This window comes from Burkholderia sp. BCC1047 (genome assembly GCF_902833155.1).
GTDB lineage: Bacteria > Pseudomonadota > Gammaproteobacteria > Burkholderiales > Burkholderiaceae > Burkholderia > Burkholderia sola.
The window spans coordinates 341,999-366,566 of record NZ_CADFEH010000002.1; the positions used below are offsets into that span (position 1 = coordinate 341,999).

The 24,568-nt window shown below is 65.9% G+C and carries 22 protein-coding genes and 1 pseudogene; 19 read left to right on the forward strand and 4 right to left on the reverse strand.

Annotated elements, in window-relative coordinates:
* The first annotated feature begins 52 nt into the window (after positions 1–52).
* A complete protein-coding gene (locus HWX55_RS03545) occupies positions 53–1,384 on the forward strand; it encodes an MFS transporter (RefSeq protein ID WP_175973983.1) in 1,332 nt (443 codons plus the stop codon).
* Between the two features lie 118 nt (positions 1,385–1,502).
* On the opposite strand, the gene HWX55_RS03550 is transcribed toward HWX55_RS03545, so the two are convergent.
* On the reverse strand, positions 1,503–2,213 hold the full coding sequence (locus tag HWX55_RS03550; protein WP_175973985.1) for an IclR family transcriptional regulator: 711 nt from the start codon (positions 2,211–2,213) through the stop codon (positions 1,503–1,505).
* 165 nt (positions 2,214–2,378) lie between these two features.
* On the opposite strand from HWX55_RS03550, the gene HWX55_RS03555 reads away from it, so the two are divergent.
* From HWX55_RS03555 to HWX55_RS03600, 10 genes are all read left to right on the forward strand, one after another.
* A complete protein-coding gene (locus HWX55_RS03555; RefSeq protein ID WP_175973987.1) occupies positions 2,379–3,077 on the forward strand; it encodes an RraA family protein in 699 nt (232 codons plus the stop codon).
* Positions 3,077–4,024, forward strand: a complete 948-nt coding sequence (locus tag HWX55_RS03560; RefSeq protein ID WP_175973989.1) for a hydroxyacid dehydrogenase — start codon at positions 3,077–3,079, stop codon at positions 4,022–4,024. Before HWX55_RS03555 ends, HWX55_RS03560 begins: the two co-directional genes overlap by 1 nt.
* Before the next feature lie 21 nt (positions 4,025–4,045).
* Positions 4,046–4,975 (forward strand): SMP-30/gluconolactonase/LRE family protein, encoded by a 930-nt coding sequence (locus HWX55_RS03565; RefSeq protein WP_175973991.1) that lies wholly within the window; start codon positions 4,046–4,048, stop codon positions 4,973–4,975.
* 91 nt (positions 4,976–5,066) lie between these two features.
* A complete protein-coding gene (locus tag HWX55_RS03570; RefSeq protein ID WP_175973993.1) occupies positions 5,067–6,446 on the forward strand; it encodes an MFS transporter in 1,380 nt (459 codons plus the stop codon).
* A gap of 49 nt (positions 6,447–6,495) precedes the next feature.
* Positions 6,496–7,647: a porin gene (locus HWX55_RS03575; protein ID WP_175973995.1), complete on the forward strand. Its 1,152-nt coding sequence runs from the start codon at positions 6,496–6,498 to the stop codon at positions 7,645–7,647.
* Positions 7,648–7,658: 11 nt separating this feature from the next.
* Entirely contained in the window at positions 7,659–8,705 is a 1,047-nt protein-coding gene (locus tag HWX55_RS03580) for an amidohydrolase family protein (RefSeq protein ID WP_175973997.1), read from the forward strand.
* The gene (locus tag HWX55_RS03585) at positions 8,702–9,982 is read left to right on the forward strand and encodes an MFS transporter (RefSeq protein ID WP_175973999.1); all 1,281 of its coding nucleotides are present in this window, start codon (positions 8,702–8,704) and stop codon (positions 9,980–9,982) included. Before HWX55_RS03580 ends, HWX55_RS03585 begins: the two co-directional genes overlap by 4 nt.
* A complete protein-coding gene (locus HWX55_RS03590; protein WP_175974001.1) occupies positions 9,979–11,217 on the forward strand; it encodes an MFS transporter in 1,239 nt (412 codons plus the stop codon). The genes HWX55_RS03585 and HWX55_RS03590 overlap by 4 nt, the downstream gene beginning before the upstream one ends.
* Positions 11,218–11,228: 11 nt before the next feature.
* On the forward strand, positions 11,229–12,551 hold the full coding sequence (locus tag HWX55_RS03595; protein WP_175974003.1) for an MFS transporter: 1,323 nt from the start codon (positions 11,229–11,231) through the stop codon (positions 12,549–12,551).
* A gap of 2 nt (positions 12,552–12,553) precedes the next feature.
* Positions 12,554–13,486, forward strand: a complete 933-nt coding sequence (locus tag HWX55_RS03600; RefSeq protein WP_175974005.1) for an amidohydrolase family protein — start codon at positions 12,554–12,556, stop codon at positions 13,484–13,486.
* A 48-nt stretch (positions 13,487–13,534) separates the two neighbouring features.
* Here HWX55_RS03600 and HWX55_RS03605 read toward each other — a convergent pair whose 3' ends face one another.
* Positions 13,535–14,455 (reverse strand): LysR family transcriptional regulator, encoded by a 921-nt coding sequence (locus tag HWX55_RS03605; RefSeq protein WP_175974155.1) that lies wholly within the window; start codon positions 14,453–14,455, stop codon positions 13,535–13,537.
* Positions 14,456–14,565: 110 nt separating this feature from the next.
* Between HWX55_RS03605 and HWX55_RS03610 the strand changes: the two genes are divergently transcribed.
* The 4 genes from HWX55_RS03610 (at position 14,566) to HWX55_RS03625 (ending at position 17,905) form a co-directional block, all read left to right on the forward strand.
* Positions 14,566–15,303: an SDR family oxidoreductase gene (locus tag HWX55_RS03610; RefSeq protein WP_175974007.1), complete on the forward strand. Its 738-nt coding sequence runs from the start codon at positions 14,566–14,568 to the stop codon at positions 15,301–15,303.
* Between the two features lie 56 nt (positions 15,304–15,359).
* Positions 15,360–16,442 (forward strand): alkene reductase, encoded by a 1,083-nt coding sequence (locus HWX55_RS03615; RefSeq protein WP_175974009.1) that lies wholly within the window; start codon positions 15,360–15,362, stop codon positions 16,440–16,442.
* Between the two features lie 159 nt (positions 16,443–16,601).
* Positions 16,602–17,438, forward strand: a complete 837-nt coding sequence (locus HWX55_RS03620) for an alpha/beta hydrolase (RefSeq protein WP_175974011.1) — start codon at positions 16,602–16,604, stop codon at positions 17,436–17,438.
* Between the two features lie 77 nt (positions 17,439–17,515).
* Complete coding sequence (locus HWX55_RS03625) at positions 17,516–17,905, forward strand: limonene-1,2-epoxide hydrolase family protein (protein ID WP_175974014.1); 390 nt, start codon at positions 17,516–17,518, stop codon at positions 17,903–17,905.
* 36 nt (positions 17,906–17,941) lie between these two features.
* On the opposite strand, the pseudogene HWX55_RS03630 reads toward HWX55_RS03625, so the two are convergent.
* Positions 17,942–18,334 (reverse strand): annotated as a pseudogene (locus HWX55_RS03630) (DUF3331 domain-containing protein); the annotation flags it as partial.
* Positions 18,335–18,743: 409 nt separating this feature from the next.
* On the opposite strand from HWX55_RS03630, the gene HWX55_RS03635 reads away from it, so the two are divergent.
* A complete protein-coding gene (locus tag HWX55_RS03635) occupies positions 18,744–19,934 on the forward strand; it encodes a M20 aminoacylase family protein (RefSeq protein WP_175974016.1) in 1,191 nt (396 codons plus the stop codon).
* A 55-nt stretch (positions 19,935–19,989) separates the two neighbouring features.
* Entirely contained in the window at positions 19,990–21,321 is a 1,332-nt protein-coding gene (locus HWX55_RS03640; protein WP_175974018.1) for an MFS transporter, read from the forward strand.
* A gap of 41 nt (positions 21,322–21,362) precedes the next feature.
* Here HWX55_RS03640 and HWX55_RS03645 read toward each other — a convergent pair whose 3' ends face one another.
* Positions 21,363–22,283, reverse strand: a complete 921-nt coding sequence (locus HWX55_RS03645; RefSeq protein ID WP_175974020.1) for a LysR substrate-binding domain-containing protein — start codon at positions 22,281–22,283, stop codon at positions 21,363–21,365.
* A gap of 136 nt (positions 22,284–22,419) precedes the next feature.
* Here HWX55_RS03645 and HWX55_RS03650 point away from each other — a divergent pair, with 136 nt between their 5' ends.
* A complete protein-coding gene (locus HWX55_RS03650; protein ID WP_175974022.1) occupies positions 22,420–23,193 on the forward strand; it encodes a transporter substrate-binding domain-containing protein in 774 nt (257 codons plus the stop codon).
* Positions 23,194–23,257: 64 nt separating this feature from the next.
* Positions 23,258–24,373 (forward strand): succinylglutamate desuccinylase/aspartoacylase family protein, encoded by a 1,116-nt coding sequence (locus HWX55_RS03655; RefSeq protein ID WP_175974024.1) that lies wholly within the window; start codon positions 23,258–23,260, stop codon positions 24,371–24,373.
* Positions 24,374–24,568: the final 195 nt, after the last annotated feature.

Sequence of the window (24,568 nt, forward strand, 5' to 3'; positions counted from 1 at the left end):
GCGAGCGCCGCTCGCCCCCCATAAACCACAAAAAAGACCGGAGACATGCGCGATGAAAAAGCGTGCCAACCTGATGTTCGCCTGCACCGTCGGCACCACGCTCGAGTGGTACGACTTCTTCGCGTTCGCCGCATGTGCGGTGCTCGTGTTCGACAAGCAGTTCTTCGTCGTCGGCAATCCGCTCGCGGCCACGCTGCTCGCGCTCGCGACGTTCGCGGTCGGCTTCGTCGCGCGGCCGCTCGGCGGCATCGTGTTCGGGATGATCGGCGACCGCATCGGCCGCCGCAAGACGCTCGTCGTCAGTCTGCTGATGATGGGCATCAGCACGTTCTGCGTCGGCCTGCTGCCGACCTATGCGTCGATCGGCATCGCGGCGCCGCTGCTGCTCGTGCTGCTGCGGATCGTGCAGGGGATCGCGGTCGGCGGCGAGGCGACGGGTGCGATCCTGATGATCGCCGAATCGATGCCCGCCGCGCAGCGCGGCTTCTGGACCAGCTTCACGATGTTCGCCGGCCCGCTCGCGAACGTGCTGACCGCGTTCGTGATCGGGCTGGTGCAGCGGTTCTACGGCGATGCCGCATTCGTCGACTGGGCGTGGCGGATTCCATTCTTCGTCTCCGCGCTGCTCGTGATCGTCGGTTTCTGGACGCGCCGGCGCGTCGAGGAATCGGCGGCGTTCGCCGAGCTGGCCGCCGCGCATCGGACGGTCGAGCGCGCGTCGCTGCGCGAAACGTGTGCGGGCAACTGGCGGCAGATGGCGCGTGCGTTCTTCGTGAAGGCCGCGGAAAACACGTTCCTGTATCTGTTCTCGACATTCGCGCTCGGACTCGCGACCGGCTATCTGCACTTCAGCCGGCCGCAGGCGCTGTCCGCGCTGATGTGGGCGTCGGCGATCGAGGTCGTCGTCATCCTGATCGCCGCGCACGTGTCGGACCGGGTCGGACGGCGCCCGGTGCTGATCGCCGGCTTGCTCGGCGCGGCGGTCGCCGGTTGTTCGTTGTTCACGTTGTCGCCCGGCAGCGATTATGCGCATCTGCAACTCGCGTTGATCGCGTGCCTGGCCTGCCACGGCATCATTCTCGGACCGATGGCCGCGTACATGGCCGAACTGTTTCCGACGCGGGTGCGCTTTACCGCACTGTCGACCAGCTATCAGCTCGCATCGGTGCTCGGCGGGTCGATCGCCCCGATCGTCGGCACGCTGCTCGTGAGCTACACGGGCTCCGCGATCTTCGTCGCGGGTTACGCGATGCTGATGGCGCTTCCCGCGTTCGTCGCGGTGATCGCGTCGCGCGAATCGCGCGGTGAGGACATCGATTCACAGTCGATGTTCGCGGGACATGCGATGCGGACGAACGACCGGCCGCGCTCGACGCATGCGTAAAGAACGGCGGCCGCGTCACGCGGGCGAAGAAGCGGGTTGCGCGCGTGCCGGCTCGACCGGTCCGTACTAGCCCTGTTACGGCTCGTCGGCTCGAACCCGGCCTTTGCCGAAGCGGCGATCAGGTGCCGTAGACGTTCTCGCAGAGCGCGACACTCGCGCCCAGCTTCCGCGATAGATCGGCGGCCGCATCCAGTTGCGGTCGATCCAGCTCGCCCGACTCGTGCGCGACGCTGAGGCGAGACGCAGGACCGGAAAGCGTCAGCGCCGCCATGAACTTGTCGCCGGCGCCGAAGACCGGCACCGCGAACGCCGCCGTGTGCACGTCGCGCGCACCCGCGGTGAAGAGGGGCAGTGCAGGCGGCTTGTCGTAGATCGGCTCGCCGAGCCCCCAGAAGCGGATCACGTGACTGATGGCCGTGTCGTCGAGCGGCAGCATCGTCCCAGCGAGCCGCGTTTCACGTAGACCTTCGGACGGCTCGACGCGAAACAGGCAGAGCCGCTGCCCGTTGTCGTGCACGTAGTACGATGCGCTTTCCTTCGTCAACGCGGCCAGCGCATGCAGCGCCGGTTCCACCACCGTGGACAGATGGAAGGACTGCTCGTACAGCTTGCCGAGGTACAGCACGCGATGTCCGAGCGAATAGTTGCCGGATTGCGCGCGCACGACATACCCCATTCGCTCCAGCGAATTCATCAGCCGATAGACCGTCGTCTTGTGCATGCCGGATGCCTGCGACAGCATCGCGAGCGACTGCGATTCGGCGCCGGGCTTGAAGCAGTCCAGCAGCGAAAGCGCCTTTTCCACGGCAACGACCCCGTCGTTTCCCATTCCTTCTCTCCCGTCTACATTCATTCGAAATTGTACAGAGTAAAACGATGGTTTACCACGTAAAAGGGTAAACGCCAGTGCCTTCGCGCGTGTCCTCTGGCTATAGTGGTTTCACTATGTACACCAGTGTTGTACAGAGTACAACGCACAACCCGAGGTCGAAACATGAGCAAGCCATCCGTCAGCACTTCTCCGATCAATCGCGACATCGAACGCGTCTCGCCCGAACTCGTTCAGGCGGCCGCGCGCTACCAGGCCGCGATCCTGGCCGACGTCGCGGGCCGCCGTGGCACGGTGCATGGCCGCGTGCGGCCGTTGTCGCCGAAGATGAAGGTCGCCGGCCCCGCGGTCACGGTCGAAGTCCGCGCGGGCGACAACCTCGCGATCCATGCGGCGCTCGCCGTCGCGAAGCCGGGCGACGTCGTCGTGGTCGATGGCAAGGGCGACATCTCGTGCGCGCTGCTCGGCGAAATCATGGCGGCGCAGGCGAAGGCGACCGGCATCGCCGGTATCGTCATCGACGGCGCGGTGCGCGACGCGCACGAACTGGCCAACGGCGACTATCCGATCTTCGCGGCCGGCCTCAATCCGTGCGGCCCGACCAAGAGCGTCGCGGGGCGCGTGAATGCGCCGATCTCGCTGGGCGGCACGACGGTGAATCCGGGCGATCTGGTGGTCGGCGACGCCGACGGCGTCGTCGTCATTGCGCGCGCCGACGTCGCGCGCATCGTCGATCTCGCGCAGAAAAAGCTCGACTTCGAAACCGCGCGTATCGCGGCGATCCACAAGGGCGACCTTCGCCCGGGCTGGATCGAGAAGGAGTTGCGCGCAGCCGGCATGCTGGCAGAAGGCGAGGCACTGTGATGCAGGCCGCTTCGCACAAGCCCGTGGTCCTCGTGACCGCCGCCGACCTGGCGCCGCAGGCGCTCGAGATGCTTGCGCAGTTCGACGTCGTGTTCGCCGGCAAGCAACCGACCGAAGACGACATCGTGGCGCTCTGCACCCGGCACAAGCCGGTCGCGATCGTCGTCCGGTACGGCAAGGTCAACGCCCGCATCATGGATGCGGCCGAAAATCTGCAGGTGATTTCGAAGCACGGCAGCGGGATCGACGTGATCGATCAGGACGCTGCCGCCGCTCGCGGCATCGCGGTGCGCGCCGCGGTCGGCGCGAATGCGGCCGCCGTCGCCGAGCACACATGGGCGCTGCTGCTCGCGTGTGCGAAGTCGGTTCCGCAGCTCGATATGCGCATGCGCGAAGGCCACTGGGACAAGTCGACGCACAAGTCCGTCGAACTCGACGGGCGCACGCTCGGCCTCGTCGGACTCGGCGCGATCGGCCGGCGCGTGGCCGCGATCGGCGCGGCGTTCGGCATGAAGGTGCTCGCGTTCGATCCGTTCGCGAAGGAAGCGCCGGCCGGTGTGAAGCTGGTACCGCTCGACACGCTGTACGCGGAGTCGGACGTCGTGTCGCTGCATTGTCCGTTGACGGCCGACAACCGCCGGATGCTCGACCGCGACACGCTCGCGCGTTTCAAGCGCGGCGCGATGCTCGTCAATACCGCACGCGGCGGCTTGATCGACGAAGCCGCGCTTGCCGACGCACTGTCGAGCGGCCACTTGCGCGCGGCCGGCCTCGACAGCTTCGACGCGGAGCCGATGGCGGTGCCGCACCCGTTCCAGCAGATCCCCAACGTGATTCTGTCTCCGCATATCGGCGGCGTGAGCGATGCCGCATACGTGAACATGGGGACGGGCGCGGCCGCCAACGTTCTCGCGGTGCTGGACGAACGTGCGCACAGCGCGGCTTGAATCCCGAACATCGAGGTACACATGTTTTATCTGACGAGTCCCGACGTGCGCGAAGCCGAAGTGTTCACGCGCATGCCGGAGAAGTTTCGCAAGCCGGACGTCCGCACGGAATGGGCGCGCGCGAATCGCGGCGGCATGGTCACGGATTCCTTTCTCGAAGGGCCGGTGTGGGATCCGGACGGCTATCTGTTCGTCACCGACATTCCGCACGGGCGCATCTTCCGCATTTCGCCGTCGGGAGACTGGGATCTCGTCGTCGAATACGACGGCGAGCCCAACGGGATGAAGCGTTTCGACGCATCGCACCTGATCATCACCGACTACCGGAACGGCCTGATGCTGCTCGATATCGAGCGCGGTGAAGTGCGCCCTTATCTCGAGCGCCGCAACACCGAGCGCTTCAAGGGCGTGAACGACCTGACGTTCGACTCGGCCGGCAATATCTATTTCACCGATCAAGGGCAGACCGGGCTGCACGATCCGACGGGCCGTGTGTATCGGCTGTCGCCCGACGGCAAGCTCGACATGCTGCTCGGCACCTGCCCGAGCCCGAACGGGCTCGTGCTGTCGCGCGACGAGAAGGTGCTGTTCGTCGCGATGACGCGCGGCAATGCCGTGTGGCGCATGCCGCTGCAGACCGACGGATCGGTCACCAAGGTCAGCGCGTTCTTCACGTCCTACGGACCGAGCGGCCCCGACGGCCTCACCGTCGATCTCGAAGGCCGCCTGTTCGTCGCGAATCCGGGGCTCGGCCGCGTATGGGTGCTCAACCACTGCGCGGAGCCCGTCGAGATCCTGACCGGGCCGAAGGGGGCGTCGCTCACGAGCGTGTGCTTCGGCGGCCCGGACATGAAGACGCTCTTCATCACCGAATCGACGTCCGGTTCCGTCCTGAAAGCGGACATGCGCATTGCCGGGCCGCTGCCGAAGCAGGCGGCGAAGCAGGACTGAGACCCACGAGCCGGGCCGGGAGGCCGTACGTCGGCCTCCCGCCCGTATGCCGAAAGATCGCGCCGCCAGCCGCGCGACGAAGGAGACAAGCATGACCATTTCGCACGCGCTGCATGCCGGCGACGACGCACCGCACGCCGACGCGTCATCGGCGGAGCGCCTGGCCGGCGACGATTACGCGGCCAGCGAGCGCACGCTCGCGAAGGCGTTCCGGCGCATTCTGCCGTTCATCTTCGTCTGCTACGTGATCAGCTATCTCGACAGGACCAACGTCGGTTTTGCCGCGCTCACGATGAACAAGGATCTCGGTCTCACGGCCGAGCAGTTCGGTTTCGGTGCCGGCCTGTTCTTCATCGGCTATTTCCTGTTCGAGATTCCGAGCAACCTGATCATGCAGAAGGTCGGGGCGCGTGTATGGATCGCGAGAATCATGATCACGTGGGGCGTGTTCTCGATGGCGACGGCGTTCGTCGTCGGTCCGAAGAGCTTTGCGGCCGCGCGTTTTCTGCTCGGGCTCGCCGAGGCAGGGTTCACGCCCGGCATCTACCTGTATTTCACGCACTGGTTTCCCGGCAAGTGGCGCGCGAAGGTGACGGCCGCCTTCCTCGTCGGCATCCCCGTCGCGAACATGATCGGCTCGCCGATTTCCGGTGCGCTGCTCGAACTCGGCGGCCTGCACGGGCTGCGCAGCTGGCAGTGGCTGCTGCTGATCGAAGGCGTACCGGCAGTGATGCTCGGCATCGCGTGCCTGTTCGTGCTGGCCGACCGTCCCGAGAAAGCCGCGTGGCTCAGCGACGAAGAGAAGGCGTCGCTCGCGAAGCGCCTCGCGTTCGAACAGCGCGACATCGGCGCGAAGCACGGCAGCAAGCTGCGCGACGCGATGACGAACTGGCGCGTATTCGTGCTCGCGTTCGTCAACTTCTGCGGGATCGTCGGCTCGCTCGGCGTCGGCTTGTGGATGCCGCAGATCATCAAGCAGTTCGGCGTCGAACACGCGGTGGTCGGCTGGCTGACGGCCATTCCGTATGCGATCGGCGCCGGTGCGATGCTCTGGTGGGCGCGTCTCGCCAATCGCGCGGCCAACCGCATTCCGTATGTCGCCGGCGCACTGGCGCTCGCCGCGGTGGCGTTGTGTGCGAGCGCCTTCATTCATGCGCCGGTTTTCAAGCTGATCGCACTGTGCGTCACGGTGAGCGGGATCCTCGCGTTCCAGGCGACTTACTGGGCCATCCCGTCGGGATTCCTCACCGGCCGGGCCGCCGCGGGCGGGCTCGCGCTGATCGTGTCGGTCGGCAATCTCGGCGGCTTCGTCGGGCCGTCGCTGATCGGCGCGCTAAGGCAATTCTCCGGCGGCTTCACCGCGCCGCTCGTCGCCGTGTCGGGTGTGCTGTTGCTCGGCGCGTTGACCATCGTGTGGCTCGGCGATCCGGGCTCGGGCGCCGGCGAAGCGCCTGCCGCCCGCGAGCCGTGAATTTTCGTTCGCCAGAAGACCCACCCACAAAAATCAGTTTGGAGACGCCATGTTGTCGAATTCGGCCAGCCTGCATACCCGCCCGAAACCCCGCCTTGCGCTCGGGGCCGTCACCGTCGCGAGCGCGACCTTGTGGTGCGGCGCCGCGCATGCGCAAGGCAGCGTCACGCTGTACGGCATTGCCGACGTCGGTATCGAGCACATCAACAACACGACTACCGGCGGCGCGCAGACGCGCGAAGCGTCGGGCAATCTGTCCGGTTCGCGCTGGGGACTGAAGGGCGTCGAGGATCTCGGCGGCGGCATGAAGGCCATTTTCCAGCTGGAAAACGGCTTTAACATCAATGACGGCACGACCGCGCAGTCGACGAAAGGCCTCGGTTCGAATGCGGCCACGACGTCGCGGATTTTCGGCCGGCAGGCGTGGGTCGGGCTGTCGTACCGGGGGCAGCAGCTGACGTTCGGCCGCCAGAATTCGCTCTTCTACGAACAGGCCGTGGCGTTCGACCCGATGGGCGCGTCGTCGCGATACTCGGTGCTGTCGCTCGACTACGCGGCGGCCGCGCGTATCGACAATTCGGCGAAGTACACCGGCGTGTTCGGTCCGCTGACGGCGCAGGCCATGTATAGCACCCGCTACGACACCGGGTATGGCGCCGAGGTGCCGGGCGCGCAACTCACCGGCCGCTTCTTCAGCGGGGCGCTGACTTTCTCGCAAGGACCGCTCGCCGCGAGCGTGTCGTACGAGCAGCGCAACAGCAACACCGTCGCGACCAACACGGGCGCCGAGCGTCGCGCGACGGCCGCCGCGTCGTATGCGATCGGACCGGTGAAGGGATTCGCCGGTTATCGCTACCTTCAGGCGTCGAACGCGTTTCTGCCGGCGAACCCGATTCGTGTCGCGAACGGTTCCGAAGCCAGCGCGGCGAACCTGTACTGGGCCGGCGCGCAATACACGGTGTCGCCGGCGTTCGTGTTCACGGCAACGGCCTATTACCAGGACGTGCATTCGACGAGTGCCGATCCGTGGCTCGCCGTGCTGTGTGCGGATTATCTGCTGTCGAAGCGTACCGATATTTATGCGACGGCGGGTTTCGCGCGCAACAAGGGCGGTTCCGCGCTCGGCGTGAACGGCTATGGCACGGTCGCGCCAGATCACAACCAGACGGGCGTGGTGATCGGCATGCGCCAGAAGTTCTGACGGCGAGCGCGATGCAGACCGTTCATGCGCCCCATCTGCCCGTCCGGCCCGAGTGGCTCGCCTTGCGCGACGAGCCGGTGCTCGACCCCGAGCTTGCGATCGTCGACGCCCATCATCACCTGTGGGACCGCCAGACCGGGCGCTATCTCGCGGACGAGTTCGGTGAGGATGTGTACAGCGGGCATCGGGTCGTGTCGACGGTGTACGTGCAGTGCCGATCGATGTTGCGTGCAAGCGGGCCGGACGCATTCAAGCCGGTGGGCGAAGTGGAATTCGCGAGCGGCGTCGCCGCGATGTTCGACAGCGGCGCATACGGTCCCGCGCGGTGCTGCGAGGCCATCGTCGGCGGCGCCGATCTGTCGCTCGGCGCGGAACTCGATGCGGTGCTCGACACGATGCTCCAGGTGTCCGGCGGGCGACTGCGCGGGATCCGCAATCCGCTCGCGTGGCATGCGAGCCCCGACGTGCGATCGAGCCCGGTGACGCCGCCGCGCGACCGGATGTCGGATCCGGCTTTCCGGCAGGGCGTGACGACGCTCGCTCGCCACGGACTGTCGCTCGACGCGTGGGTCTATCACACGCAGCTCGACGACCTGTACGAACTCGCGCGCGCATGCGAGCACGTCACCGTCGTCATCGACCATTTCGGCGGTCCGGTCGGCGTGGGCCCGCATGCCGGCCGGCGTGCGGAAGTGCAGGCGCACTGGAAACGGCAACTTGCGCGTCTCGCCGCGCTGCCGAACACGCGCATGAAGCTCGGCGGCGCGGGCATGACCGTGTTCGGCTTCGACTTCGCCGCGCGCGACCTGCCGCCGTCGTCACAGGAACTGGCGGCTGCGTGGCAGCCGTATTTCGATACCTGCGTCGAATGCTTTGGCGTCGATCGCTGCATGTTCGAAAGCAACTTCCCCGTCGACAAGGGGATGTTCGGCTATCGCGTGCTGTGGAACGCCTTCAAACGACTCGCATCGTCGATGTCGGCCGACGAAAAGGCCGCGCTGTTCAGCCGGACGGCCGCCTCGACGTATCGCGTCGCGATTCCCGGAGACAACCCATGAAGACGAGTGCAACCGCGGCGACGCAGGACATCGATTCCGCAGCCGCGAAAAAAGGGCTCACGCACGTGACCGGTATCGAGTGGCGTTCGCTGTCGCTCGCGGGGCTCGGCTGGACGTTCGAGAGCTACGACTCGTTCCTGCTGTCGCTGCTGCTGCCGACGCTCGCGCTGCAGTTCGGGCTGAGCAAGGCGCAGCTCGGCATGTTCACGAGCGTCACGGCGGCCGGACAGATCGTCGGCGGCATTCTGTTCGGCTTCGTGTCGGACCGGATCGGGCGCGTGCGCACCGCGCTGCTCTGCGTCGGCATCTACTCGCTGTTTTCCGGCCTGATCGCATTTGCGCCCGACGCGCACTCGTTCGCCGCGTTGCGCTTCTTCGGCGCGCTCGGCATGGGCGGAACCTGGACCGCCGGCGCGGCGCTCGTCGCGGAGACCTGGCACCCGAGCCGGCGCGGCAAGGGCGGTGCGCTGATGCAGATGGGCTTGCCGATCGGCGCGATTCTCGCGATCGCGATCTCGGGCATCGTCGGCGCGGTGCATGGCGGACTGGGCGGCGACAGCTGGCGTCTGCTGTTCCTGATCGGTGCATCGCCGTTCTTCATCCTGTTCTGGGTCGCGCGCAAGACGCCGGAGTCGCCGATCTGGCTCGAACGCCGGCACGCGAAGTCGCAGGCCCGCAAGCCCGACGCGGCAGATCGCGAGAAGCTGAACGTGCGCGGCCTGCTCACCGCGTTCTGCTTCATCTTCTTTCTGCAGTACCTGTACTGGGGCGTATTCACGTGGACGCCGACGTTCCTCGTCACGGTGAAGCACCTCGACTTCGTGCATAGCCTGAAGTTCGTGCTGGCGCTGCAGTTCGGTGCGATCACCGGGTTTCTGCTGTTCTCGGCATGGGTCGACCGGCTCGGACGGCGACCGATGTTCCTGGCGTATCTGCTGGTCGGTGCGGTCGCCGTCGGCGTGTACATCGTGTCGGCGAATCCGTTGCTGCTGATGACCGCGATCTTTCTGACCGGCTTCAGCGTGAACGGCATCTTCGCGGGTGCCGGCCCGTTCCTCGCGGAGATCATCGGCAACACGGCATCGCGCGGGTTCTTCATGGGTCTCGCATACAACGGCGGCCGGCTCGGCGGCTTCATCGCGCCGTTGATCATCGGTGCGCTGGCGTCGACGTCGGGCGGCTTCGTGCTCGGACTCGCGACGACGATCGTCGCGTTCATCGCCGCGGCGGCAGTCGTGCTGTTCGCGCCCGAAACGCGCGGGAAGGCGCTGTCATGAACATCGCAACGCAAGCGGGGTGGGTGAACAGGCTGTTTCCCGCGCTATCGGAGGCATCGCTGCGGCGCTATCTGGGCGGGCAGGTCGCGTCGGTGCTCGGCAGCTGGACGCAGAACGTCACGCTGAATCTGCTGATCTATCACCTGTCCGGATCGGCGGCGATCCTCGCACTGCTCAACTTCCTGCTGTACGGGCCGCAATTGATCGTCGCGCCGGTGGCGGGCTCCCGCATCGGCTCGGCCAACGCGCGTCGCGTGACGCTATGCGTGCTGACGGCGTCGCTGCTGCTGACGGGCAGCCTCTTCACGTTGTCGCTGCTCGGCCTGCTCGGCGTGAAGCTGATCCTCGCGCATGCGCTGGCGATCGGCGTGTCGAGCGCGGTGGAAACGCCGGCGCGGCAGGTGCTGCTGCTGACGAGCCTGCAGGATGCGACGCACACGTCCAACGCGGTCGCGATGAACACGATGGTCTACAACGTCGGGCGCATGGTCGGCCCGACCGTCGCCGGATTCGTCTACCCGACGCTCGGGCCCCGGACGTCGTTTGCGATCTATGCACTCGCGCTGTGCTTCATGGCGGCGTGCGTGCGGTCGATCGGGACTGCGTCGGCGGACCGCCCGTCGCGTGCGGAGAGCGGCCTGCGCGACGCGGTCGGCTACGTGCTGTCCGATGCGTTCTCGGCCCGCTATCTGCCGATTCTCGCGTGCATCGGCCTGTTCGCAGGCAGCTACCAGACGCTCGTGCCGCTGCTCGCGGACCAGGGCTTTCACGATGCGGCGCGCTTTACCGGCGTGTTCTTCGCCTGCGCCGGCGCCGGCTCGTTGAGCGCGGCGGTGCTGCTGTCGTCGGCGTTCGGGCCGCGCGCGTCGCACCGGTTCATCGCGTATGCGCCGTGGACGGCAGTCGGCGCGCTGGCCGTGCTGGCCGCGACCACCGATGCGGCGGGATCGATTCCCGCGTTCTATGCACTCGGCTTCAGCCTCACGTTCGCGGCCACGTCGACGAACGCGACGATTCAGCGGCAGTGTCCGGAACACGTGCGCGGCGGGCTCGTCGGGATGTATGGCATGGCCTACAACGGCACGATGCCGTTCGGTTACCTGCTCGTCGGCAGCGCATCGGAGGCGCTCGGCGTGCGACACACCTTCGCCGCCATGGCCGCCGTGCTCGCATGCGGCGTCATTGCGGTCATCGCGTGGCAACGGTTCACCCATACGCGCGTAGGCGCACAATAAACGGAGACAACATGCAAACCGGTTTCATGGATGCGGCCGCGATCGAGCGCCGGGCCATACGAAAGGTCGTCTGGCGACTCATTCCCTTTTTGATGATCTGCTACCTGCTTGCCTTCATCGACCGCGGCAACGTGGGGATGGCGTCGCTGCAGATGAACCATGACCTCGGGATGTCGGCGCAGGTCTTCGGTTTCGGCAGCAGCCTGTTCTTCATTTCGTACTTCTTTTGCGAAGTGCCGAGCAATCTCGCGCTGCAGAAATACGGCGCGCGAATCTGGATCGCGCGAATCATGATCACGTGGGGCATCGTATCGGCGGCGACCGCGCTCGTGCACAACGCGACGACGTTCTACGTGCTGCGTTTCCTGCTGGGCGCGGCCGAGGCCGGCTTCTTCCCCGGCGTGCTGCTTTATCTGTCGTACTGGATTCCCGCGCAGTATCGTGCGCGGATCGTCGCGACGTTCATGGTCGCGATTCCGGCCGCGAGCTTCATCGGCTCGCCGATCTCCGCGCTGCTGCTCCAGATGGACGGCGTCTGGGGCCTGCGAGGATGGCACTGGCTGTTCATCCTCGAAGGCATTCCGACCGTGCTGCTCGGCATCGCGTGCCTGTTCGTGCTGACGAACAAGCCGGACGACGCGAGGTGGCTCGACGACGACGAGCGCGCATGGCTCACGACCGCGCTGGCCGCCGGCCGCAAGGCGCGCAAGAAGGTGCCGTCGCTGCCGCTCACGCAGCTGTTCCGCAACCGCTACGTGCTGTGCCTCGCGCTCGTCGACACGTGCGCTTCCGCGGCAGGCAGCACGCTGTCGGTGTGGCAGCCGCAACTGCTGAAGTCGTTCGGCTTGACCGTCATGGAGACCGGCCTGCTGAATTCGGTGCCGTACGCAGTGGCCTCCGTCCTGATGGTCTACTGGGGGCGGCGCTCGGACCGCGTCGGCGAACGGCGCTGGCACACGGTCGTGCCGATGCTGCTGATCGGCGTGGGCCTGTTCGCGACGTCGTTGAGCGGATCGCTGCTGCCGACGATCTGCATGCTCTGCGCGGTGCTGGTCGGTGCGTATTCGTTCAAGGGCCCGTTCTGGGCGCTCGCGACCGACATGCTGTCCAACAGCACCGTGGCGGCCGGGCTCGCGACGGTCAATGCGATCGCGAACCTGCTCGGCGGCGGGCTGATGGTGAACGTGTACGGGTGGGTGAAGGCGGCGACGGGCAGCTACGCGCTCGCGTTGATGCCGCTCGCGCTCCTCACGCTCGTGAGCGTCGCGACGCTGTTGCTGCTCACGCGCAATCATGCGTCCGGCAAGCTGGTCGGCAAGACGGGGACCATCTGATCATGGCGCGCATCGCGAGACGCGGATTCCTCAGGATCGCCGGCGCGACGCTGGCTTCGGCTGCATTGCCGAGGCTGGCCGCTGCCGACGAAACGTGGTCGAGCGGCATCGAACGGCCGGCGTTCCGGCTGCCCGAAGGGGCGATCGACTGCCACATGCACATCTACGACGACCGGTTTCCGGTTGCGCCGGGCACGACGCTGCGCCCGCCGAATGCGACCGTCGCGCAATACCGGCGCGTGCAGACGCGCATCGGTGTGAAGCGCAACGTGGTCGTGACGCCGTCGACGTACGGGACGGACAATCGCTGCACGCTGGCGGCGCTCGCGCAGTTCGGCGACGACGCGCGCGGCGTCGCCGTCGTCGACGGCACCGCGAGCGACGACGAACTTCGTACGCTCGATCGCGGCGGCATCCGTGCGATCCGGTTCAACCTGAGCTATCCGGGCGCGACGACGCTCGACATGCTGGCGCCGCTCGCCGCGCGTATCGCGAACCTCGGATGGCATATCGAACTGGTGGTGCAGGGTGCGCGGCTCCCGGAGCTGGAGCCACATCTTGCGGTGCTGCCTTGTCCGCTCGTCATCGACCATATCGCGCATGTGCCGCAGCCCGGCGGGCTGTCGTCGGCCGCGTTTCGCACCGCCCAACGCCTCGTCGAAAAGGGTCATACGTGGATCACGTTGTCGGGGCCGTACGTCGACAGCAAGACGGGGGCGCCCGCCTACGACGACGTCGCGCCGGTCGCGAAGGCACTGATCGACATGGCGCCGGAACGCATGCTGTGGGGCACCGACTGGCCGCACCCGACGCAGAAGCCGGACAAGCCGGACGACGCAAGCCTGCTGGACGTGATCGCCGGCTGGATCGGGCGTCCGGACTGGCAGCAATTGATATTCGTCACCAACCCTGCGAAGTTGTACGGATTTGCATAGCCCAATGCGGTGGGCCGGCATCGGCGCGACCCGACAGCGGGTACGTCGTCAATGGCCTGCCGCATACGAAGCAAAGACCTTTTTCAGGTATGCCACGAATACTTTGACGGCCGGGCTACTCCTGCGGCTCTCCGGCCACAGCGCAGTGATAGTGGAGCGCGGTTCGACGAACTCGGTGAGGATCGGCACGAGCTCCCCGCGCCGAACGTACGATGCAGCGACATACGTCGGTGAAATGCCCACGCCACCACCTGCCGCCATGACGGCAGCTACCGCATCGCTGGTATCGACAACGATACCCGCATCCGGCGTGAGGCTGAGCGACCCTTCGCCCGTGGCAAAAGTCCAGCGAAGAACTTGCCCCGAACTTTGAAAACGAAAGTTCACGCAATCGTGATCCACGAGGTCGTCGGGATGTCTGGGAACACCGCGTTTGGCAAGGTAGTCCGGAGACGCGTAGGCGCCGATGTAGTGAGGGGAAAGCGCTCGCGAGACCAGACGAGAGCCCGCGAGATCCCCCACGCGAACAGCCACGTCGATGCCTTCACCGACGAGGTCGACGAAATGATCGCCCAGGCGCAGGTCGATCGACAGCTTTGGAAAGCGCTGACGAAACGCGGGTAGGGCGGGCGCGATCAGATGGACCCCGATCGGGAGCGGCGCGGTCACCTTCAGGATGCCCGCAGGCTCGGATCGCGCCGAGGCAGCAGCCTGTTCGATCGCTTCCATTTCCGACAGCAGGCGCAGCGTGCGTTCATGCAGGTCGCGCCCCTCGTAAGTCAGCGTCAATGACCGTGTCGTGCGGTTGAACAGTTTGATCTCGAAGTGACGCTCCAGGCGCTGGATACTTTTGCTCACAGCGGAAGGCGTTACGCCAAGCGCGCGCGCTGCAGCCGAATAGCTTCCTAACGATGCCGCGCGGCTAAATGCGATGAGACCGGTGAGGCGGTCCAGGCTGATTTGTTCCATGGCGGAAATATAGAAGCGAATGCGGCGCTGATTATCAATGTCCGCTGCCAAGTATAGAGTGCTCTGCACGGCGCCGTCTTGAGTTGCGCCGGCTGACAGGGACCCCCTTCATGACCTCCGATTTCGATTCGCATTCACTCGAGAGCAAGTCCGTCCTCATCTTCGGCGGAACGTCCGGAATCGGCCTTTCCGCGGCCAAACAGGCCAAGGCCGCCGGTGCAAGCGTCACGGTTGTCGGGTTCAACCCGGAGGGCGCCGAACAGGTCGCGATCGAGAATGGATTCGCGGGTTGGCGGAGCGCCGACGTGACCCAGCCGGAAACCATCGTCGCGGCACTGGCCGACATCGCTCACGTCGACCATCTCGTTCTCCTCGCGGGAACCTTCGTGGCAGGCAAGGTACTCGAGGCGGACGTCGACTATCTACGGCGGGCGTTCGACGAGCGCGTTTGGGCAGCCGTCCATACCTTGCGCGCATTGGGTGACCGTCTGGCGGCCGATGCCTCCGTCACGTTCATTTCCGGCATGTTGGCCGATCGACCCAACGCCTATGGCACAGCCATTCTTGCGTCCGCGTCGGCTGCGATGGAGGCGCTGGCCAGGGGGCTGGTTCTCGAACTTGCGCCTCGCCGTGTCAACACCGTTTCGCCCGGCACCACCGATACACCGTTGCTGGCTCGCACGCTCGGCGAAGGGCGTGACGCGTACGTCAACGCATTGAAGGACAAATTGCCGCTGCACCGTTTGGGAACCGCCGAAGAAGTGGGCGCTGCCGTGGTGTTCCTCATGAGCAATGGATCCATGAACGGCGAGACGATTCATGTCGACGGCGGCGCTCGCCTTGTCTGAGTCGGATAAAGAGTTGCCGGCATTTCCACGTTGGCAAAAACGAGAAGGAGGTTCGGGTGCCTACGCTGTTCGATCCGTTGCGACTCGGTGCGATTGAAGCGCCCAACCGTATCTTCATGGCGCCGATGACGCGTGCGCGGGGAACGCGCGAACACGTACCGACCGCGATGATGGCAGACTATTACAGTCAGCGTGCGTCCGCGGGGCTCATCATCTCGGAGGCGATCGGCATCTCCCGGCAGGGCCTGGGATGGCCTTACGCCACCGGGCTGTGGACAACTGCGCAAATTGCCGGCTGGCGCACGGTGACCGATGCCGTGCACGAAGCGGGTGGTCGCATCATCGCTCAGCTTTGGCATATGGGGCGAGTCGTGCATCCGAGCTTTCTGAATGGCGCACCGCCTGTCTCCTCGTCCGGGACGACGGCGCCCGGCCATGCTCACACCTACTCGGGCAAGCAGCCCTACACGCAGGCACGCGCACTCGAGACAAACGAAATTCCCGCGGTTGTCGAGCAGTTCGCCGCCGCAGCGCGGAATGCGCTGAAGGCCGGCTTCGACGGCGTACAGCTGCATGCGTCGAACGGTTATCTGATCGATCAATTCCTGCGAGACAGTGCCAACTTCCGCAGCGACGCGTATGGCGGATCGATCTCGAATCGGCTCAGGCTTCTCATCGAGGCAACCCGGGCTGTCGCGGATGTAGCGGGTCCCGGCCGTACCAGCGTTCGCCTGTCTCCCAACGGCGAAACCCAGGGCGTGCGTGACAGCGATCCCTTGCCGTTGTTTGTCGCGGCCGCCGAGGCGCTATCCGCGGTAGGGATCGGATTCCTGGAACTGCGTGAGCCTCCGCTGAACGGCAGTTTCGGCGTCGGCTACCTCGATCCGCTCGCTGCGAAAATTCGGCCGGCTTTCAAAGGACCGCTGGTGCTCAACTCGGATTTCGACGCCATTCGCGCTCAGGCGGAACTCGATGCGGGCGTTGGCGACGCCGTTACGTTCGGGCGCCCGTTCATCTCCAATCCGGATTTCCCCCGGCGTCTGGCCGAAGCGATTCCGCTCGCGTCGGACGACCCGGCAACGTGGTTCACGCAAGACGCGGAGGGCTACATCGATTACCCGTTCGCGGCGTCGACGTAACTCTGCCTTCCTGAAGCGGGCTCGCGATCGGGCGGCACCCGTGTACGTCCCTTTCGCCTGCCGGCCGCATTCGGGCGACAACCACCCGAGATCGCGCTTGCCACGACGACTTCCGCAGCAACCGTTACTTCCCTGCAACCGTACGAAAGGAAAACGATCATGTCATTCATTACCACGCGAGACGGCGTCGACATTTTCTACAAGGACTGGGGGCCCAGGGATGCTCAGCCGATCGTGTTCCATCACGGCTGGCCACTCTCCGCGGATGACTGGGATGCCCAGATGCTCTTCTTCCTGTCGAACGGGTATCGCGTCATTGCGCACGACCGGCGCGGACACGGGCGCTCGTCGCAGGTCGCCGAAGGTCACGACATGGATCATTACGCAGCGGACGTGTTTGCGCTCGTCGAGACGCTGGACCTCAGGAATGCCGTGCATATCGGCCATTCCACCGGTGGCGGCGAAGTCGCGCGCTATGTTGCAAGACACGGCGGGCCGGCGGGGCGTGTCGCCAAGGCAATTCTTGTGAGCGCCGTGACGCCGCTGATGCTGAAGACGCCATCGAATCCCGAAGGCCTGCCGCAGGATGTCTTCGACGGGCTACGCAAGGGGCTCGCCGAAAATCGCGCCCAGTTCTTCGTAGACGTGCCCGCGGGTCCGTTCTACGGGTTCAACCGTCCGGATGCGACCGTTCATCAGGGCGTGATCCAGAACTGGTGGCGCCAGGGAATGATGGGTAGCGCGAAGGCCCACTACGACGGTATCGAGGCGTTTTCGGAAACGGACCAGACCGAAGATCTCCAGTTGATCGACGTGCCGACGCTGGTGCTTCACGGCGAAGACGACCAGATCGTCCCGTACAAAGACGCGGCGCTCAAGACAATCAAGCTGTTGAAGAACGGCACGCTGAAGACGTTCCCGGGCTTCTCACATGGGATGTTGACCGTCAACGCAGGTGTCTTGAACCCAGAATTGCTGGCATTCGTTCAAGGCTAAGACCGGCGGTACATGGAGACCCTGCCTATGCGCCATGTACCGCGCCTGCTTTCCACTCCCTAATCCGTGGAGCCGAGATGACTACCGATGTTTTGGCTGTGGCGCTTCGCTTCTTTTCGCTTTGGACGGAGAACCGCATCGACGACGCACTGTCGATGCTCTCCGATGATGTCCTCTACGATAACGTTCCGTTCCCCGACATCGTTGGACGGGACAATGTCCGCAAATTCCACGGCGACTTCGGGATCGGTACGACGTTCAAGGCCGACTGGACGGTGACCCATATCGCCGCAGCGGGAAACGTCGTTCTCAATGAGCGGATCGACGTCTTTCAACACGCTTCAGGCGGAAAAATCACACTTCCCGTAATGGGCACACTCACCATCGTCGATGATCGAATCACGGTTTGGCGAGACTACTTCGATCCCGCGGACTTCGATCGGCAGTTGAGCGCAATCAAGCAGTAGTCTTGAACTGCGGCCGCGGATCATGCAATCCATTGCCGACGCGAGGATCATCTCGGCGCTATTCCCCGGCCGTTTCGAGCCACGCCACTGCGGCTTGTAGACATCGTCGCCAACTTGCACGAGTTCGCCACTCAATGCACAGCGCCCCTTGCGCCGTGATTTCGCGTTGACCCAGCGCTGCTCGTCATAGCGACAGCGTGTCGAGTCGCTCCACGACACGAGGACCGTCGACCCATTCAGACGCTCGACGGCGACGATGGCCCTGGCGACTTCGTCAATACCGTTCGCCCGGACGCCGGTTCCGTTTGGCTCTCGCGCTGCGATCACATTGACGCGACCCTGCTCCGGTACACGGGTTCCACCGTCGAGCATGGCAGCAAGCGCCGCGATCATCTGTTCCCAGGGACTGAGGTCGTTCATGCCATGCATCTTCGAAAATGGTGTGAGAGATGCGTCGCCTCAATTAGCGGCCGGGATATGGCCGCTTTTCAGTGATGCGCGCGGTATGCCACCCAGTCGATCGGCGAATGACAGGTAATTGTTTTCGCTTAAGGACGTTCACGACAGCGTGGAGGATACGACGTCTATTTTTTATTGAAAATTGGCGTAGGACTCCGATGTGTCATTCCACGATGGAACAGGTCAGGGATGAGCGCTTGCGCGTTGGGCCGAGGTTCCTGACGAAGGGGGTTACCCGACGCATCCGTATTAACCCTGATTAAAAAGCCTTATCACGGTGAAAAATTCCGCATCTTATTGAACCGATATCGGCTGGATATAGTGGCTCGCTTTCCCGCACGCGCCATCGGCGTGCGTAGACAAACGCAGGAGCCCCTTGATGACCACCGATACCCGATTCACCGAAGTCGAGGATCTGATGCCCGCCGCCGGCGGGCTGCGCGAGATCCGTCACCATATCCATCACCACCCCGAACTCGCGTACGAAGAGCACGACACGGCCGCGCTCGTCGCCGACAAGCTCGAGCAATGGGGCTGGCAGGTGACGCGCGGGGTCGGCAAGACGGGCGTGGTCGGCACGCTGCGGGTGGGCGACGGCGTGCGCAGCATCGGCATTCGCGCGGACATGGACGCGCTGCCGATCGTCGAGGCGACCGGCCTGCCGTATGCGAGCGGCACGCACGGCAAGATGCACGCATGCGGCCACGACGGCCACACGACGATGCTGCTGGGCGCCGCACAGCATCTCGCTAAAACGCGTAACTTCTCAGGCACCGTGCACCTGTATTTCCAGCCGGCGGAAGAGCACGGCGTCGACAGCGGCGCGAAGAAGATGATCGACGACGGCCTGTTCGAGCGCTTCCCGTGCGATGCGGTGTTCGGCATGCACAACCATCCGGGCGCGGCGCCCGGTGTGTTCCTCACGCGGCGCGGCCCGTTCATGTCGGCGGGCGACAAGGCGATCATCACGATCGAAGGCGTCGGCGGCCACGCGGCGCGGCCGCACCTGACGGTCGATCCCGTCGTCGTCGCGGCGAGCATCGTGATGGCGCTGCAGACGATCGTCGCGCGCAACGTCGACCCGTCGCAACCGGCGGTCGTCACGGTCGGCTCGATGCACGCGGGCACCGCGAACAACGTGATTCCGAACGGCGCGCGCCTCGAACTCAGCGTGCGTTCGTTCAGCCCGGAAGTCCGCGCGCTGCTCAAGCGCCGCATCACCGAGCTCGCCGAAACGCAGGCCGCGAGCTACGGCGCGAGCGCGAACGTCGAGTACATCGAAGGTTATCCGGTCGTCGTCAATACGGATGCCGAAACGGATTTCGCCGCGCAGGTCGCGCGCGAACTCGTCGGCGATGCGCACGTGGTCGAGCAGACCGACCTGCTGATGGGCAGCGAGGATTTCGCGTTCATGCTGCAGCAGCGGCCGGGCTCGTTCGTGCGGCTCGGCAACGGCGAAGGCGAGGACGGCTGCATGGTGCACAACCCGAAATACGACTTCAACGATCGCAACCTGCCGATCGGCGCGGCGTTCTGGACGCGCCTCGTCGAGCGTTACCTCGGGCAGTGATCGCGGCGGCGGCGCGCGGCCGGCGCTTCCGGCGCATTGACAGGAGAGGATAGCAATGCAGAAAGACCATCTCGCGCTGCACCCCGCGTCGGCGGAGGCCGTTGAAACCGGCACGCGCGATGCGCCTGCGGTCACCAAGCGCGGCGCGATCGCGGCGGCCGTGATCGGCAACTGGCTGGAATTCTTCGATTTCACCGTGTACGGCTTCTTCGCGGTGCTGATCGGCAAGCTGTTCTTCCCGTCGAGCGACCCGACCACGTCGCTGCTGCTGTCGGTCGCGACGTTCGCCGCCGGCTTCTTCACGCGGCCGCTCGGCAGCGTCGTGCTCGGCGTCTATGCGGACCGCAAGGGGCGCAAGGCCGCGCTGAACCTGACGATCATGCTGATGGCACTCGGCACCGGCCTGATCGCGATCGCGCCGACCTATGCGCAGGTCGGCGTGGCCGCACCGTTGCTCGTCGTGTTCGCGCGCCTGCTGCAGGGCTTCTCGCAGGGCGGCGAATTCGGCGCGGCGACGTCGACGCTGCTCGAGCAGGGCGGCACGTCGCGGCGCGGGTTCCGCGCGAGCTGGCAGCTCGCGACGCAGGGCGGCGCCGCGCTGATGGGCTCGGGCTTCGCGGCGCTGCTGTCGAACACGATGACGAAGGACGCACTCGAAGGCTGGGGCTGGCGGCTGCCGTTCCTCGTCGGCGTGCTGATCGCGCCGGTCGGCATGTTCTTGCGTCGCCGGCTCGCGGACGATGCGCCCGGCGACCGCCATCACGGGATCGAGCGCGGCGTGCTGCACGAGCTGTTCTCGAAGCACACGCGCACGGTGGTGCTGCTGATGCTCACGGTGATGGGCGGCACGGTGTCGACCTACATCCTGACGTTCTACATGCCGACCTACGCGATCCATACGCTCGGCCTGCCGATGAAGCTGTCGATGTTCGTCGGCGTCGCGTCCGGCTGCGTGATGCTGGTCACGTGCCCGCTGTTCGGCTGGCTGTCGGACAAACTCGGCAGCCGCCGCCTGCCGATCTTCGTCGGCCGCGGCGTGCTGGTCGCGCTGCTGTTCCCGGCGTTCTGGCTGATGAACCATCATCCGACGCTGTCGGTGATCCTGCCGCTGACCGCGCTGATGCTGCTGTTCTATTCGCTCGGCTCGGCGTCGGAAATGGCGCTGATGTGCGAGTCGCTGCCGCGCCACGTCCGTGCGACGGGCATCTCGATCGCGTATGCGCTCGCGGTGACGATCTTCGGCGGCACCGCTCAGTTGATCGCGACCTGGCTCGTGAAGACGACCGGCAGCAAGCTCGCGCCGGCCGGCTACGTGGCCGCGTGCGTGGTGCTGTCGCTGATCGCGGTCGCGATGCTGCGCGAGACGGCGCGGGAATCGCTGGACTGACGCGCGAGGCGTGATGTGGGCGGCGGCGCGGCCGTGTGCGCTTACCGCCCGCGCACCACCCTCAGATACGACGCGAGCATCGTCGCAAGTTCCTGCGCGGCCGGCGTCTGCGGCACGGCCGCGCGTTGCAGCAGGCAGACGTCCTGCGCGCCGGCCTGTTCGCGCACCGGTACTTTCACCAGCGCGCCGGCGAACGGCCCGTGCCGCGTGATCGCCTCGGTTTCGAGCGCGAGGGAATCGGTCTGCGTGACGATCTGCAGCGTCTCGAACATCCCTTCGACGGTCGCGAGAATCCTCGGCGGCGGCTGGCCGTGCGCGTCGAAGTACGCGAGCAGCCGGTTGACGACCGGATCGGCGCTCAGGTTCGGCGAGCGCGTCGACACCCATCCATAGTCGGCCAGCTCGGCGAGCGATTGCGCATGCATCGCCGGATGCCCGTTGCGGCACACGACCACCGGCGCCGACGTGCGCAGCGGCGTGACCGCGAGATCGGTCGTGTCGGTCTGCTTCGCGACCAGCGCGATCGCAAAATCGACCGCGCTTTCGCGCAGCCAGCCGATCATCATCCGCGACGTGCCGGTGCGCAGGTGCACGTCCACCTTGTCGAAGCGCGCGCGGAACGCGGTCAGCACGGGCGCGAACGCGTCGATCAGCGGCTCGGTCACGAGGCCGAGCGTGACGGTGCCTTCGTAGGCGCCGCTCAACTGACGGATTTCCCGCTCGACCTGCTCGCATTCGCCGAGGATCGAACCGGAGCGCGCGAGCAGCCGCTGGCCGACCGCCGTCGGCACGATCCCGCGATTGGTCCGCGTGAACAGCGTCGCGCCGAGCGTCGCCTCGAGGCCCTGCAGTTGCTGCGTGACGCCGCTTTGCGCGAGGTCGAGCGCGCGGGCGGCCGCGCGCAGGCTGCCGTGCTCGACGACGGCCTGGAAAATGCGGAGCTGGGACAGCGTGAACGCCATGGGAAGCAGCGAAGCCGGTGATCGGAAATACCGATCATGATAAGTCAGCCGATGATTCCGGCGTGGGCCCCGCGCTTCTACGATCGCAGGCAGTCCGGCTCATGCCGTTTGCCTCGCTTCCTGCCCATCGTCGACCATGAAACGTTTCCTCGTCCCGCTCGTTTCCCTGTGCCTTGGCCTGGCCGCCACGTCCGCGTATGCGCTCGACGCGCACGTGGTGCGGCTCGGCATCGACCCGACCTATCCGCCGATGGATGCGAAAGCGCCCGACGGCAGCCTGAAGGGCTTCGACGTCGATCTCGGCAACGAAATCTGCCGCCGCGCGCAGTTGCGCTGCCAGTGGGTCGAGCTTGAATTCTCGGGGATGATTCCCGCGCTGCAGGCGCGCAAGATCGACGCGATCCTGTCGTCGATGGCGATCACCGCGAAGCGCGAGAAGCAGATCCTGTTCTCGTCGAAGCTGTTCCGTTTCAAGTCGCGGCTCGTCGCGCGGCCCGGCAGCGGGCTCGACGGCACGGCGGCGTCGCTTGCCGGCAAGCGCGTCGGCGTGCAGTCGGGCACGCAGTTCGAATCGTGGGCGCTCGCGCACTGGGCGCCGGCCGGCGTCGGCGTGGTGCCGTACAAGAGCCAGGACGACGTGTTCGCCGATCTCGTGAACGGGCGCCTCGACGCGGCGCTGCTCGGCGCCGTGGAGGCCGACTACGGGTTCCTGCGCCAGCCGCGCGGCAAGGGTTTCGCGTTCGTCGGCGCGCCGCTCGACCTGGGCGATCGCGGTGTCGGCATCGGCATGCGGCAGTCGGATACCGCGCTGAAGGCGTCGATCGACGGCGCGATCGCGTCGATGCTGAAGGACGGTACGTACGAGCGGATCGCGAAGCAGTATTTCGATTTCAACCCGTACGGCGACTGAGCGCCGTGCCGGCCGATTCCGCAGATTCCTCCGATTCTCCGTTTTCATCCGTTCGAGACCATCGATGCAGATTCGCACCACGCCGCTCCTGTCGCCGTCGATCGGCACGCAGCGCACGCTGACGAGCTTTCATTTCGGGCCGGCCGGCAGCGGCCGCAAGATCTACCTGCAGGCCGCGCTGCACGCGGACGAGACGCCCGCGATGCTCGCGGCGGTCCTGCTGAAGCAGCGCCTTGCACAGCTCGACGCCGAAGGCCGGCTCGCGGCCGAGATCGTGCTCGTGCCGGTGTCGAACCCGATCGGCCTCAATCATCATCTGCTCGGGCAGTTCATCGGCCGTTTCGACCTCGCGAGCGGCCGCAACTTCAATCGCGGCTTTCTGCCGCTCGCGGAGATCGCCGCGAGCGCGCGTGACCGGCTCGGCGACGACGGCGCGCGCAATCGCGCGATCGTGCGCGAATGCGTCGGGGCGGCGCTCGCGGAAATCGCGCCGCGCACCGAGTTCGGTGCGCTGCAGCTTGCGCTGCTGAAACTGTCGCACGACGCCGACGTCGTGATCGACCTGCATTGCTCGCTCGAAGCGGTGATGCACGTGTACACGAGCGATAGCGCGTGGCCGGACGTCGAGCCGCTCGCGCGTTATCTCGGCGCACAGGTGTCGCTGCTCGCCGAGGATTCGGGCGGGCACGCGTTCGACGATGCGCATCACCTGCTGTGGTCGCGGTTGCGCGCGCTGTTGCCGGCCGGTACGCCGATGGCGGCCGGCACGGTGGCCGTGACGGTCGAGTGCCGCGGCCAGCGCGACGTGACGTACGAATATGCGCAACGCGACGCCGACGCGCTCGTCGACTATCTGGTGTGGCGCGGCGCGGTGCGCGGCGAACCCGCGCCGCTGCCGCCGCTGGCCGCGCCGGCCACGCCGCTCGCGGGCAGCGAACAGTTCTACGCGCCGGTGAGCGGGATCCTCGTGCACCGTGCGGCGATCGGCGCGACGATCCGCGCGGGCGATCCGCTGTTCGACATCGTCGATCCGCTGACGGATGCGGTCACGACGATCTCGAGCGCGACCGACGGCGTGTTCTACATGCGCCGCGCGATCCGCTTCGTGACGGCCGGCGCGCCGCTCGGCCGCGTGACGGGCACGGTGCCGGTGCGCAAGGGGATGCTGCTGGGCGCATGAGTGGCGGGACGGACGCTGTCCGAACGGCGCCCCGCAATTTCGTTCTCGTCAAATTGACCGGGCGTTGCCGCGCCCCTAAATTGGGTGTTGCGGGGCGCGCTCCGTGTTCCGTGAGAAGGACGTTGCAAGCAGAGTCAGAGAGTTGAGCGGGCGGCCCATGCCGCCCGTCTTTTTATCCGCGCGATCCGCGAATGA

Bases quoted from the DNA above. Each gene is read 5' to 3' on its own strand.
- HWX55_RS03545 (WP_175973983.1), top strand. From the start codon at position 53: ATGAAAAAGCGTGCCAACCTGATGTTCGCCTGCACCGTCGGCACCACG.
- HWX55_RS03550 (WP_175973985.1), bottom strand. From the start codon at position 2,213: ATGGGAAACGACGGGGTCGTTGCCGTGGAAAAGGCGCTTTCGCTGCTG.
- HWX55_RS03555 (WP_175973987.1), top strand. From the start codon at position 2,379: ATGAGCAAGCCATCCGTCAGCACTTCTCCGATCAATCGCGACATCGAA.
- HWX55_RS03560 (WP_175973989.1), top strand. From the start codon at position 3,077: ATGCAGGCCGCTTCGCACAAGCCCGTGGTCCTCGTGACCGCCGCCGAC.
- HWX55_RS03565 (WP_175973991.1), top strand. From the start codon at position 4,046: ATGTTTTATCTGACGAGTCCCGACGTGCGCGAAGCCGAAGTGTTCACG.
- HWX55_RS03570 (WP_175973993.1), top strand. From the start codon at position 5,067: ATGACCATTTCGCACGCGCTGCATGCCGGCGACGACGCACCGCACGCC.
- HWX55_RS03575 (WP_175973995.1), top strand. From the start codon at position 6,496: ATGTTGTCGAATTCGGCCAGCCTGCATACCCGCCCGAAACCCCGCCTT.
- HWX55_RS03580 (WP_175973997.1), top strand. From the start codon at position 7,659: ATGCAGACCGTTCATGCGCCCCATCTGCCCGTCCGGCCCGAGTGGCTC.
- HWX55_RS03585 (WP_175973999.1), top strand. From the start codon at position 8,702: ATGAAGACGAGTGCAACCGCGGCGACGCAGGACATCGATTCCGCAGCC.
- HWX55_RS03590 (WP_175974001.1), top strand. From the start codon at position 9,979: ATGAACATCGCAACGCAAGCGGGGTGGGTGAACAGGCTGTTTCCCGCG.
- HWX55_RS03595 (WP_175974003.1), top strand. From the start codon at position 11,229: ATGCAAACCGGTTTCATGGATGCGGCCGCGATCGAGCGCCGGGCCATA.
- HWX55_RS03600 (WP_175974005.1), top strand. From the start codon at position 12,554: ATGGCGCGCATCGCGAGACGCGGATTCCTCAGGATCGCCGGCGCGACG.
- HWX55_RS03605 (WP_175974155.1), bottom strand. From the start codon at position 14,455: ATGGAACAAATCAGCCTGGACCGCCTCACCGGTCTCATCGCATTTAGC.
- HWX55_RS03610 (WP_175974007.1), top strand. From the start codon at position 14,566: ATGACCTCCGATTTCGATTCGCATTCACTCGAGAGCAAGTCCGTCCTC.
- HWX55_RS03620 (WP_175974011.1), top strand. From the start codon at position 16,602: ATGTCATTCATTACCACGCGAGACGGCGTCGACATTTTCTACAAGGAC.
- HWX55_RS03625 (WP_175974014.1), top strand. From the start codon at position 17,516: ATGACTACCGATGTTTTGGCTGTGGCGCTTCGCTTCTTTTCGCTTTGG.
- HWX55_RS03635 (WP_175974016.1), top strand. From the start codon at position 18,744: ATGACCACCGATACCCGATTCACCGAAGTCGAGGATCTGATGCCCGCC.
- HWX55_RS03640 (WP_175974018.1), top strand. From the start codon at position 19,990: ATGCAGAAAGACCATCTCGCGCTGCACCCCGCGTCGGCGGAGGCCGTT.
- HWX55_RS03645 (WP_175974020.1), bottom strand. From the start codon at position 22,283: ATGGCGTTCACGCTGTCCCAGCTCCGCATTTTCCAGGCCGTCGTCGAG.
- HWX55_RS03650 (WP_175974022.1), top strand. From the start codon at position 22,420: ATGAAACGTTTCCTCGTCCCGCTCGTTTCCCTGTGCCTTGGCCTGGCC.
- HWX55_RS03655 (WP_175974024.1), top strand. From the start codon at position 23,258: ATGCAGATTCGCACCACGCCGCTCCTGTCGCCGTCGATCGGCACGCAG.